General features: G+C 57.0%; 11 protein-coding genes and 1 pseudogene. 7 read left to right on the forward strand and 5 right to left on the reverse strand.

What is annotated here, in order from left to right:
• Positions 1-111: 111 nt before the first annotated feature.
• Positions 112-2,190: an alpha-glucuronidase family glycosyl hydrolase gene (locus ACYQ14_RS05910; protein ID WP_459885873.1), complete on the forward strand. Its 2,079-nt coding sequence runs from the start codon at positions 112-114 to the stop codon at positions 2,188-2,190.
• 137 nt (positions 2,191-2,327) lie between these two features.
• Here the strand turns inward: ACYQ14_RS05910 and ACYQ14_RS05915 are convergent, their stop codons facing one another.
• On the reverse strand, positions 2,328-2,576 hold the full coding sequence (locus ACYQ14_RS05915; protein WP_459885876.1) for a hypothetical protein: 249 nt from the start codon (positions 2,574-2,576) through the stop codon (positions 2,328-2,330).
• Between the two features lie 264 nt (positions 2,577-2,840).
• Between ACYQ14_RS05915 and ACYQ14_RS05920 the strand changes: the two genes are divergently transcribed.
• Entirely contained in the window at positions 2,841-2,996 is a 156-nt protein-coding gene (locus ACYQ14_RS05920) for a hypothetical protein (RefSeq protein ID WP_459885879.1), read from the forward strand.
• A gap of 128 nt (positions 2,997-3,124) precedes the next feature.
• Here ACYQ14_RS05920 and ACYQ14_RS05925 read toward each other — a convergent pair whose 3' ends face one another.
• Together ACYQ14_RS05925 and ACYQ14_RS05930 are read right to left on the reverse strand one after the other, a co-directional pair.
• Entirely contained in the window at positions 3,125-4,288 is a 1,164-nt protein-coding gene (locus ACYQ14_RS05925; protein ID WP_459885882.1) for an ABC transporter ATP-binding protein, read from the reverse strand.
• Complete coding sequence (locus ACYQ14_RS05930) at positions 4,281-5,345, reverse strand: ABC transporter ATP-binding protein (RefSeq protein WP_459885884.1); 1,065 nt, start codon at positions 5,343-5,345, stop codon at positions 4,281-4,283. The genes ACYQ14_RS05925 and ACYQ14_RS05930 overlap by 8 nt, the downstream gene beginning before the upstream one ends.
• A gap of 269 nt (positions 5,346-5,614) precedes the next feature.
• Here ACYQ14_RS05930 and gfo6 point away from each other — a divergent pair, with 269 nt between their 5' ends.
• From gfo6 to ACYQ14_RS05945, 3 genes are all read left to right on the forward strand, one after another.
• Entirely contained in the window at positions 5,615-6,694 is a 1,080-nt protein-coding gene (gene gfo6, locus ACYQ14_RS05935; protein WP_459885887.1) for a D-xylose 1-dehydrogenase Gfo6, read from the forward strand.
• Positions 6,695-6,735: 41 nt separating this feature from the next.
• Positions 6,736-6,861, forward strand: coding sequence for a hypothetical protein (locus ACYQ14_RS05940; protein WP_459885890.1), 126 nt, complete (start codon positions 6,736-6,738; stop codon positions 6,859-6,861).
• 220 nt (positions 6,862-7,081) lie between these two features.
• Positions 7,082-8,908 carry an ABC transporter substrate-binding protein gene (locus ACYQ14_RS05945; RefSeq protein WP_459885893.1) on the forward strand — a complete coding sequence of 609 codons (1,827 nt, stop codon included), beginning with the start codon at positions 7,082-7,084 and terminating at the stop codon, positions 8,906-8,908.
• Between the two features lie 13 nt (positions 8,909-8,921).
• Here ACYQ14_RS05945 and ACYQ14_RS05950 read toward each other — a convergent pair.
• A pseudogene (locus ACYQ14_RS05950) lies at positions 8,922-9,150 on the reverse strand (RNA-guided endonuclease InsQ/TnpB family protein); the annotation flags it as partial.
• Between the two features lie 700 nt (positions 9,151-9,850).
• On the opposite strand from ACYQ14_RS05950, the gene ACYQ14_RS05955 reads away from it, so the two are divergent.
• Positions 9,851-10,177: a TRAM domain-containing protein gene (locus ACYQ14_RS05955; RefSeq protein ID WP_283834515.1), complete on the forward strand. Its 327-nt coding sequence runs from the start codon at positions 9,851-9,853 to the stop codon at positions 10,175-10,177.
• Positions 10,178-10,282: 105 nt separating this feature from the next.
• Here ACYQ14_RS05955 and ACYQ14_RS05960 read toward each other — a convergent pair whose 3' ends face one another.
• Complete coding sequence (locus tag ACYQ14_RS05960) at positions 10,283-11,248, reverse strand: transcription initiation factor IIB (RefSeq protein WP_283834516.1); 966 nt, start codon at positions 11,246-11,248, stop codon at positions 10,283-10,285.
• 420 nt (positions 11,249-11,668) lie between these two features.
• Here ACYQ14_RS05960 and ACYQ14_RS05965 point away from each other — a divergent pair, with 420 nt between their 5' ends.
• Positions 11,669-12,445: an NAD(P)H-hydrate dehydratase gene (locus tag ACYQ14_RS05965; protein WP_459885897.1), complete on the forward strand. Its 777-nt coding sequence runs from the start codon at positions 11,669-11,671 to the stop codon at positions 12,443-12,445.
• Positions 12,446-12,454: the final 9 nt, after the last annotated feature.

Below are 12,454 nucleotides of genomic sequence, written 5' to 3' on the forward strand. Positions count from 1 at the left end.
AAGCGGCGTTATTGTGCCGATTCGTCGTCGCCACGAAGGAGAAACGCTGGCAATCGGTGGCGTTCATCGACGGGGAACGTTTTTATCGAACTCTCTCACATATCGAGACGAATGTTCGACACCACGTACGACGATTGCTGGCTCCGGTACGAGCGCGTTGATGACGCCGACATCGCACCGTACAGAGAACGACTTTCTCACGCATATGTCTCCGAGGGCGCACCGGAGCTCGGGGCCGTTCGGACAGAGCTCAGAGAAGGTCTCCAGGAAGTCCTCGGACGGGAACCCCACCTCTGGCAGCACCCGCCGCGGTCGGTCGAGAACTTCCTCGTCGTCGGCCACCCCGAGGAAATGCGACCGATCAGCGAGACGATCGATCCGAATGACGTCTGGAGTCTCGAGACAGACGGCTACGTGATCCGAACCGTCGAGTGGGAGGGCCACGACTGCACCGTTATCACGGCTCCGAACGACAGCGGACTCGTCTACGGCACCTTCCATCTGTTACGCCTCGTGGCTCTCGGCGAATCGATCGACGACCTCGATATCGTCGAGGAACCCGCGAACGACTTCCGGATCATCAACCACTGGGACAACCCGTTCCGTCGCTCCGTCGAACGAGGATACGCCGGACAGTCCATTTTCGACTGGGAGCGCCTCCCCGGCCTCCGCGAACGGTATTTCGACTACGCGCGCTTGCTTGCGTCCGTCGGCATCAACGGCGTCGTCCCGAACAACGTCAACACCGGCATCCCTTCGCGACCGACCGCCAACGACGCCGTCGCCGAACGCGCCGGCTGGCAACTCCTCGAACGCGAGAACGTGGAAAAACTCGAGGCGCTGGCCTCCGTCTTCCGGCGCTACGGTATCACGATCTACCTCTCGGTCAACTACGCCGCGCCGATTCGGCTCGGCGATCTCGAAACGGCTGACCCCCTCGATTCCGACGTCCGCCAGTGGTGGAAAGACAAGGCCGACGAAATCTACGACGTGATTCCGGACTTCGGCGGCTTCCTCGTCAAAGCCGATTCCGAGGGCCAGCCCGGTCCCTACGACTACGACCGGAGCCACGCGGAGGGAGCAAACGTCCTCGGCGAAGCGCTCGAACCTCACGGGGGACGCGTCTGGTGGCGCGCGTTCGTCTATTCCGAGCACGACGACCGCGCCGTCCAGGCCTACGAGGCGTTCGAACACGTCGACGGGGAATTCCACGACAACGTTACCGTCCAGATCAAAAACGGTCCGATCGACTTCCAGCAACGAGAGCCCGTCTCAACGCTGTTCGGGGCGATGCCCGAAACCGATCTGGGTTGTGAGCTTCAGATTACCGGCGAGTACACCGGCCAGGGCGTCCACACCACCTATCACGTCCCGATGTGGAAAGAAGCCCTCGAGTTCGATACCTACGCGGATGGCGAGGGAACCCCAGTCAAAGAAGTCCTTGGGAAGCGCAACGGCCAGGGCATTGCTGGCGTCGGTATCGTTGGCGAGGATCCGAGTTGGACCGGCAACCACCTTCTCCAATCAAACCTCTACGGATTCGGGCGACTCTGCTGGGATCCCGACCTCGAAACCGAGAGGATTACCGACGAATGGGTCCGTCAGACGTTCGGCCACGACGGGCGCGTTGTGGAGGCTATTAGCGATATTCTCCTCGAGTCCTGGGACGCCTGCATCGACTACCACACCGGCGGAATCGGACTGATGCACATGATGTACAACGGCGAAGCCGCCCTCGAGAACCACTACGATCCAGCGCCGGAGGAGTGGCCCGAGTATATCGGTACGACCGAGGACGGCATCGGCGTCGATCGGACCTCGGAGGGAAGCGGCTACGCCGCCCAGTACCGGGATCCGATCACCGAGCGCTACGATTCGGTCGAGACGTGTCCGACGGAACTCCTGCTCTTTTTCCACCACCTCCCGTGGGAGTACGAACTCGAGGACGGACAAACCGTCGTACAAACCCTCTATGATAACTGTCACGACGGCGTCGAGAGCGTTCGTGAACTGCGGGCGAAGTGGGAATCGCTCGAGGGTGTCCTCGACGACCGGCGGTATCGCCACGTCGCCGAACGACTGGGCGAACAGGTCGTTCAGGCCGAGCGTTGGTGTGAAACGCTCTGTACGTACTTCCACGAGAAATCAGGCGTTCCGGACGAGAAGGGGCGCGTCCCTCAGGGACCCTGACAGCGACAGTTGTTGAATCGGCTTTGCTGTTCGCGGGGAACGAATTCAGTGGAGGAGTAGCGGTAGTACGCCACCGATAAGTGCGTCGTTCTCCAGCGATCTCCGGCGTATACTTGAGAACTGCGAACGGTAACTGGTTATTCGAAATCGGATCGACGAATCCGCCACTGACGGAGATATTGGGTGCTGAACGCAAACAGAAGGAGGGTGGCGTATCCGAGGCCACACAGGACGAGCATCACTGATGCATACAGGGTTAAGAACCCCGCCGCGAAGTCGGATCCGATGCTCGAGGCCACCACTGCCATAGCGAGAAAGACGACTGCAGCCGGAATGAGTGCGAATAGATACGGGTGCTCGAACTGCTCCATGTACTCGTCTATCATAACAATTTGTGATGCACTCGCGCTATATCAATCATGCGATCCGATGCGGTAGAAGACAGTCATGCGGTCCGGTGAGTAAAAAACAGGTTTGCCACTGACGGTAGCTTCCCTCGATCAGGACCATCTCGATATCCATGCGGTGTCACTCTCGGCTCTCCCGGACGTTTATCTATATTGAGCCAGTAGCCGTTCCTACGAATGCCAACACGCTCGCAAAACCGTCCCTCTAGTTTCAGTCAACAAATCTGGATCTGGATGTTTGCCATGTCGGTAACCATGTTGCTGGTGCTCGGGTGGGCATTTCTTCACCTCGAGCCCGGAACACCGTCGTACGTTATTAGCCAAGTCAGTGCGATCGTCCTCGGGCTCACGCTCCTCGGAACGGTGATCGCGCTGTACTCGAACTGGAAGCCGTTTTGAGTCGTCGACGTCACCTCCACTCGAGTCGCCAATCGATACGGCGTCGAGGGTGGATTCCGGGTCGCCTGAACCGCAACCAGACTCGAAACGAGAACACTCTACGCAAAAACGAGCGATCGGCGACCGATTCAGGGCGACGCTTGGTCGGTCGCCGATTCCTCCTCTGGGTCGGACTCGTCGAACTGATCGTCGATAATCTCGTCGCTGTGCCAGTACTCGTGGTCGGTTTCGTTGCGGAAACACTTCGTCTCGTGGTGTTGCTCGCCGTCGCTCTCGTAGAAAGCCGGCGTCTCCTGCCGGCAGACCTCTCGGGCTTCGGGACAGCGGGTGTGGAACCGGCAGCCGGAAGGCGGATTGGTCGCGTCCGGGATGTCGATTTTTCGAACAGGCGGTGATTCGCGCATCGACTCTTCGGCACGTTCCGGATCGAGTTCCGGCGTCGCCCACTGTAACACCTTGGTGTAGGGGTGCTGTGGGTTCTGGATGATCTCTTCGGCCGTCCCCACTTCCACGAGTTCGCCGAGATACATCACACCGATCTTGCCACCCGATTTCCCCGCGAGGTAGCGGGCGTTCGCGAGGTCGTGGCTGATGAACACGAACGACGTATCGAACAGATCCTGCATCTCGAGGAAGAGGTCCATCACGCCGATTCGAAGTGAGACGTCGAGCGCGCTGACGGCCTCGTCGGCGAGGATCACTTCGGGCTCAACCAATAGCGCGCGAATGAGTGCAACGCGCTGTTGTTCGCCGCCAGACAGTTGGTGAACGTACCGGTTCGCGTAGTCCCCCGGTGGGCTGATGCCCGTCCGCTCGAGCATCTGATGAATCCGGCTTCGTCGCTCGGCGAAGTCGAGGTGGGGGTGCCAGCGCTTGAGCGGTACCTCGAGATTCTCGAGGACGGACCGGTAGGGGTTGAGCGCCGCAGCGGGGTCTTGGTGGATGATCTGGAGGGATCGGCGGACTTCTTCGAACGTGATGTCGTCGTCCCCGTCACGAACCTCCCAGATGTCGTGGCCCCGGTATTCGACGGTCCCATTGGACGGACGGATGAGGCCGACCATCGCTTTACCGAGCGTAGTCTTGCCGCTCCCGCTCTCGCCGACTAACGCGAGCACGTCGTTCTCGCCGAGATCGAGATCGATGTTGTCGACGGCCCGGACAGTGGGATCTTCCTCGAGCCCGAGTTTGTCGCCGAGCCAGTCGGGCGTCATCGAGTTGATCATCGATGAATCTTCGAAGTGGATCTGCAGATCGCGAACCGAAACGACCGGATCGTCGTTCTTACTCATCGGAATCACCGCCGAAGGCGAGGGGGACTGCGTCGTCTGCTCGTTCCCAGTAATGACAGCGGACTTCGTGGTCGTCGTTAACCGGGCGAAACTCCGGATCATCGAACTCGCAACGATTGTCACCGAGTGGACAGCGCGGATGGTACGAACAGCCGTCAGGATGGCTAACCGGGTCCGGGCTCTCGCCTTCGATCGGCTGCATCTCCTCCAGGGGGATCTCTAAGTTCGGCGTCGACTTGAGCAGCGCCCGAGTGTACGGATGTGCCGAGTTGCCGAGAATCTCGTTCGCTTCGCCGATTTCGACGAACTCGAAGGCGTAGAGGACGGCCAGTCGATCGGCGAATCCGGAGACGATCGGCAAGTCGTGGCTGATAAATACGAGCGTGAGATCGTACTTGTCTTTGATGTCATAGAGCAGGTTGAGGATCGACCGTTGCATTAATAGATCGAGCGCGGCGGTCGGCTCGTCCATGACGAGCACTTCGGGTTCCAAGATCAGGCTCAACGCGATCAATGCTCGCTGTTTTTGCCCACCGGAGAGCTCGTGTGGGAACGACGAGAGCATTCGTTCGGGTTCGAGATGAAGGTCTTCAAATAGCTCTTTCGCACGCTCGAGTCCCTCGGCGACTTCCCAGCCGTGGGCTTGAAGCGTTTCCTCGAAGTGCTCGCCGATAGACATCGTGGGGTTAAACGCGCTCATCGCGCCCTGGAACACCATCGAGATATCTTCCCAGCGCACTTCGCGCAGTTCCCACGGAGCGAGGTTAAGCAGGTCGATCGGTTCCCGATCTTCGGGATAGTACATAATTTCGCCCGTCAGGATTCCGGGCTCGACGACGGCATCGAGCAACGCGTCGGCGAACATCGACTTGCCACTGCCACTTTCTCCGACCACGCCGAGGGTCTCCCCTCGCTGGATATCCATAGTGACGTTATTGAGCACCTGCGAGGTACCCTTCTCCATTTCGAATCGAACGTTCGCATCTCGAACCGTGATGACCGGATCCCCCGTCGCTCGAGTCGGTTCCTCCGTCGTTCTAATCGCTTCATTTGACATTTTTGACGTCACCTCCGCCTGAATCAATCAATCGACCGTCGTACACGGTGAGATACCACACAGTACTGGCGTATGTCATCAATGATCACTTTGGGCTTTTACCATATATATCATTCCATCATCTCGATCTAGCAATCAGCGCCCTCGCACAGTGGAACCAACGGAACGGCCGTCTGTGGCTGTGCGGCACGTTTGCCGTCTTCTCGGTTGAGGATGCAAGAAGTATATTCCTATACTGATTTATCACTCCATGACGTAAATCACGACCTATGGAACCGAATGCGTTCCGAACGTACCTCGATTCGTTCACCCATCGAGATTGGCAAGCATCGGACGACGGCGACGGACCGGTCCGGTTCGCACTGGTCGGTCTCGGCTGGTGGACGGAAGACAAAGCGATTCCCGCTATCGAAAACTCGGCGCTCTGTAAGGCGACCGTTGCCGCGAGCAGTTCGAAAGAAAAGGCCAAACGGTTCGTCGAAAATCACGAGTCGATCGACCGCGGGATCACGTACGATGAGTTACGCGACGGCGCCGCGACCGATGCCTACGACGCGGTCTACATCTGCACGCCCAACGCGCGCCACCTCGCGTTTGTAGAGAGCGCGGTCGCACGCGAGAAATCGATCCTCTGTGAGAAACCGATGGAAGCGAGCCTCGAGTCGGCTGAAGCGATCGTCAATGCGTGTGACGACACCGACGCGACGGCGATGATCGCGTACCGGATGCACACGGAACCAGCAGTCAGACGAGCCAGGGAACTCGTTCGCGCGGGCGCAATCGGCGACCCGGTCCACGTCCACGGCAGCATGTCACAATCCATAATCGGCTGGGGCGAAGATCAGTGGCGGTTGGACAGCCGACTCGTCGGCTCTGGAGCAAGCGTCACCGATCTCGGGATCTACCCACTCAACACGGCTCGGTTCGTCCTTGATCGCGATCCGGTCGCCGTGCAGGCAATGATGAACTCGAGTCACGAGTACTTCACGGACGTCCCCGATGAAGTCGCCACCTTCAACGTGACGTTAGAAGGAGGCATCTACGCGAGTTGTACGGCCAGTCAACGCGCACAACTCGATAGTTTCCTGCGGATCGTCGGCACTGAGGGCACGCTCGCGATCGAACCGGCGTTTCACATGGAAAGCAGTCTCAGCGTAACGACCGGGGAAACGACCGTCCACGTCGAGACGCCGCAGGTCGATCAGATGGAAGAAGAGTTCGACTACTTCGCCGATTGCGTCCTCGACCAGCGCGAGCCCCATGCGACGCCGGAACACGGATTCGTCGACATGCGGGCGATCGAAGCGACCTACGAGGCCGCTCGGAGCGATACGACCGTTTTCCTCTAACCCGAAACGCTATCGCTTCCCTCTCTTCCGGCGTGACGTGTATGCCGTGGAACGAACACTACTGGGTCAACGCCGACGAGTGGGACTTCGATCTCGAAACCGACGACTGGCTCACCTCCAACCGCATCGTTCACGACATCCTACAGAACGGACTCTCTGCGAATTAACGTCCGTCTAGTTCTGACAGGGGAGACGGTCATCTCGATCGTTTACGGACCGTATCAGCGGGTCCGATAGTTCTACTGGGTTGACCATCGTCATCCAGTATACGCTGATAGCACGCAATCAGACGACTGTGAATTCGTAGATCGAGTAGTCGGTCGCTCGAACTGTCGGCCGGCAGCACTCCCGGAACATTTATATTACATAATAATACATATTAGTTCGATGCCAACAAGCAATCACCGCGAGGAATATCTGCTACGGAGACAACTGTTGGCCCTTTCGGGGGCAGCGGGTGTAGCGACGCTCGCCGGGTGTTTCGGCGACGACGATGCCAGCGACTTACTGGGTGACGACAACCTCGAGAACGTCGTCGGCGATGTCGATTTCAACGAGAACTACGAAGACGAGTACGATCAGGCGGTTCCCTCAGGTGCCGTCAACCCCTTCAGCGACGAATACCTCTTTAACCCGTACCACCCGAACTGGAGTGCGGGCGATGGCGGCCAGGAGTTCTGTAACGAATATCTCACCGTCTACAACACGGAAACCGATGAGTTCATTCCGCGTGTCGCCGAAGACTGGGAAATCGACGACGACCTCCGGACTGTGGTGTCTCTCAGCGAAGACTACGGTTGGTCGACAGGCGGCGACGTGACTGCACAAGACTTCGCGACTGAGATGCGACTCAGTGCGTATATGGGAATGGGGATGCAGGACTTTGTCGATCCCGACGAAGGAATCTACGCCGAAGACGACTACACGCTCGTCATCGAACCTCGTGACGAGTATACGGACCTCGAAGAGGGGCTCTGGATGAACCAGTGGGCCGAAACGATCCTTCAGGTGTCCGAAGAGCAGTTCGGCCAGTTCATTGAGGCGTTCGAGGATGCGGAGGACGAAGACGAGATGCAGAGCATCCGCGAGGAGGTGCTTCGCTTCGAACCGAGTTGGGATCAGACGATTTTCTCGGGCCCGTTCATCTTCGTCGATGCGAACGAACAGTACGCCGACCAGGTACCGAACCCCGAACATCCGATCGCACAGGACTGGGACTTCTACCTCCGACATGGCGTTTACGAGGACGAAGAGGGTGTCCAGGCCGGCGAAGTCGACTGGGAGCACAACAACCCCGATATCGAAGGCGTTCCGGACCAGTACGACGAGCCACCGGTGTCGTTCTCGGGCCAATCGTTCGCGATCATCTACGGGACCAACGACGAGTACATTCGCGACTACCCCGAAGTGCGTCAGGCGATTGCCTACGCCATCGACATGGAAAACCTCGTCGACGTTGCGTCGCCCGGGACGCCGATTGACGAGTACTCGACCGGTATCGACTACGGCTACGTCGAGAACTTCGTCGAGGAAGACGCACTCGATGCAATGGCGAACTACGCGCCCGAAGATACCGACACTGCCGCGGAACTGCTCGAAGAGGTCGGCTTCGAATACGACGGCGACCAGTGGCTCACACCCGATGGCGACGTCTGGACCGTCCGCTTCCCGGTCAGCGATTGGTTCGACACACATTCAGAGCTTATTTACAACAATCTCGCCGAATTCGGCATCGATATGGACTGGTACGTGGAGGAAGACCCAACCTGGAACGCTGAAGTGATGGACCCGCTCGATTTCGACATGACCGTCCACCTGAACTACGGTATGGCTCGGGATTATCATCCCTACGCCGACTTATACGAAGAGTTTCACAACCCTGATCGCGGACTGTTCACCGAACGTACCGGTATCGTCGAGGAAGAAGTCGAAGTTCCTGAGGTCGGTAACCCTGACGGCGACGCAGTTACGTTCGACATCGAGGAAGAACTCGAATCCATGGCGGTCGCACAGGACGACGATGAGCTCATGGAACACGCAACTAACCTCGCCTGGGTTCACAACCAGCTCGTACCCGGTGTGACGGTCTACCCATGGAGCGAACACTACTACGTCAATGCTGGTGACTGGGACTTCGACCTCGAGACTGACGACTGGCTGACTTCGAATCGGATCGCTCACTATCTGCTCCAGCACGGTCTACAATCCAATTGACATCCCCCTTGAGTCTCCGTAAGAATCCGTGGGACAAGTCGTGAAGGTAGACTCCGGGCTGTGCCAACCAGCCGGTACTCCTATCATCGTCCAAACTGTCCGAAGACTCGGAGTCACTTTCGTTCAAGTCGAGACGGCTGTTCTCTGCCCCGTTCACATCCGCGTTGAGCGTATTATCGTGTTCGTCGCACACGCACAGATCGCGGTTCAACACGCTGACTATAATCCTCCTTACCACAAACTAATCCCTCCTCGAGTCGACGCGTTCTCGCCGGAACTGTACGCGCCCCATCAGGGAGAGTCCGTTGACACGTATACGTCACGGGATCCATCCAGTTTAGTACCGCTATTATACTGTCTGATAATCGATTGGTATAGCCATTATGCATTATAGAATTGTGAAGAGTAGACAATATAAGATCTGGCATCCGATAACTCTCTCCCTACAAATTGTGGAGCGATATATCGAGAAATATAGCGTTTAAAGCCCTTTATTGGGCTTAATCGTCTGTAAAGTCGAAATAAGAACTCAGTTTTATCGTAAATGATATTCGGATGATTGTAGCCATCGATAAGAAGTATGGGCCCAGAATTTCGTCATTATGGGCGGTACATCCGGTAATCACGCGGATAAATTGGTTGATCGATGTCCAAAGAAAGCGCAATTGAGAATCAGTGTGGACTCATTAGTATTCCAAGATATATACAATACTATCTCGGAATTTTTCTAGCATATATTTTACTATTAGCTGGGTCGAGGTACCCGCCCTCCGAACGCATCACATTTGATTGAACGCTTGCGTTCTCGTTTGATCGATCGGAAACGAAGGGGTCTGCCTCTGCGGCGATGTGTCATACGAATTCTATTGGATCCTGTCCATCGGCCTCGAACCAATCAACCGTGGCGGCACGTTTTTATGAACGAGCGGATACAGTGTCGATGTGGGACGCTACCATCCGGGAAAACACGACTCGTTCATCAAGTGTGAAACGCCACGATGTGGGGCGAATAATGCTCCGGAAGGATCGACAGAATATGATACGGACTGCTGGCGATGTGGAGAATCGCTTGGTGGAAAACCAGAGCTAGGTGACGTTATTACCGTTGATATCGTTGACGAGAAATCTGATGGAACACTCGTCTGCAAGACGGAAAGTGGATTCGTTCTATTCCTCGAGGAAGACATTGGGGCTATCCAGGCCACTGTTCGGGTCACTTCTGTCGACGAGACATACGGAGAGGCAGAACTCGTTGAAACGAACCAGTAGCTTCGCGCCGTACACTTCTCTTTGCACCGCGAGAACACGTTCTGTCGTAAACTACGAGATCCCAACGCGGGAGCCCTTGTGCCTCAGGGCGAGGCGGACGTCAAATCACGTCGGGAGACCCATCGCTTCGATCTGTTCCTGATATCGGTTTCGAATAGTTACCTCCGTTACCTGGGCGACATCTGAAACCTCCCGTTGAGTCCGTTTTTCATTGCAAAGGAGTCCACTGGCATAGATTGCAGCTGCAGCATAGCCGGTCGGTGATTTACCAGACAACAGCCCCTCCTCGGCTGAGGTGTCGATAATCTCGTTGGCCTTCACCTGTACCTCCTCAGGGAGATCGAGTTCGGAACAGAATCGCGGGACGTATTTTTTCGGATCGACGGGTTCCATCTCGAGATTGAGTTCCTGGGCCACGTATCGATATGTGCGTCCGATCTCTTTCCGATCAACACGAGAGACCGCCGAAACTTCTTCGAGTGACCTGGGAATTCCCTCCATTCGACAGGCCGCGTAGAGTGTACTCGTGGCAACACCTTCGATAGAGCGTCCTCGAATGAGGTCTTCCTCGAGAGCACGTCGATAGAGGACGCTGGCAACTTCCCGGACGGATCGGGGAACGCCCAACGCGGAAGCCATTCGATCGGTTTCCGAAAGCGCGAACTGGAGATTCCGCTCACCTGCATCTTTCGTTCGAATGCGCTCTTGCCATTTCCGGAGTCGGTTCATCTGACTCCGTTTGTCTGAAGACAGAGATCGACCATAGGCATCCTTGTTTTTCCAGTCGATCGTCGTCGTCAAGCCCTTATCGTGCATCGTTTGCGTTGTTGGGGCTCCAACACGAGATTTATTATCGCGCTCGGTGTGGTTGAATGCTCGCCATTCAGGCCCTCGATCGATCGTTTCTTCCTCGAGGATCAACCCGCAGTCTTCGCAGCTAACTTCGCTTTCATCTGCACTTCGAACGAGTGAACTCGAATCACATTCAGGACAGGTCTGAACGCCCTCTTGTTCAGTCGTTTCATGCGATGTCTGCTCACCACGTTCTTTCTGACGGGTCGGGCGTTTCATTAGCTCTTTATACCAAATTGCTGGAAGTGTTTAAAGACTGTGAGCGACTCCTCCGGTAGCGAGTTAAAATTATTCCATATATGAGATTATAAATCATATAAAGAGAGTGAATATTATGTGGTCGGTGAATATTCATATTAATTATCTTAAAATTTTTCATAATATATTTGTGAGGTACCGATTTCAGATCAAAAAGTCGTTGTTTTACGGAGTTATTTTCATAGATGGTGGAAGATATGTATCGACAGAATAGCGAGAAGATAACTTCCAATCGTGGCTTTCTGGGATGCGTACTCAACGCGAACAGTAGTGGCAGTTTCTCACCCTCCCGACTCGCCGATCGACCCGAATTTCTCCCCCCATCGAGTTCCCCGGAGCACGCTTGCCGAACGCCTACCCCCGCCGACGAAAACACCCGGTATGGGACGACTCCAGCAAACGCTCGCCGGTGTGAGTAGCGGGACGGGGACGGAAAACGGTCGCGTCGGCATCATCGGCGGAACGCTTGAGTATCCAAACCAGCCCGCACTCGTCGCACAGGCGGCGCTCAGAACGGGATCCGACCACGTCCGGGCGCTCGTTCCCGAGGAAATCTACGGGATTGTCGCCGGCCACTCGCCGAACGTGCTCGTGAGCCGGTACCCGGACGAGCGCTTCACCGGAAACGCGCTCGAGCAAGCCCGAAAGCTCGGGAATTGGGCCGACGCGCTCGTCATCGGACCCGGGCTCGTCGAGGCGGAACGCGACGCCGTTCAAGCGACGATCGCCGAGACGGACGTTCCGATCGTTGTCGACGCGCTCGCGATCGAGCCCGCACTCGAGGCGGACCTCTCCAGAGCGGTCCTCACACCCAGCGAAGCCGAAGACGACCCGATCCGCGAGACGTACGGCTCGCTCGAGGCGTTTTCAGCCGAGACCGGAGCCGTCCTCGCGCTGACGGGTACCGTCGACGAGATCGTCGCGAGCGGTGAACGGAGTCAGAACGAAACCGGAACGTCCGCACTGACGGTCGCCGGAACGGGAGATACCCTCGCCGGAATCACCGTCTCGTTGCTCGGACAGGGGATGACTCGAGACGAGGCCGCGGAACTGGCCGCCTGGGTTCTCGGGAAGACCGGCGAACTCGCGACCGCAGACAAGGGGCCCGGTGTCGTCGCGACGGACGTCATCGAGCGGATTCCGGACACGATTCGGTGATCCGCGCTC

This window comes from Halostagnicola bangensis, from assembly GCF_054653435.1.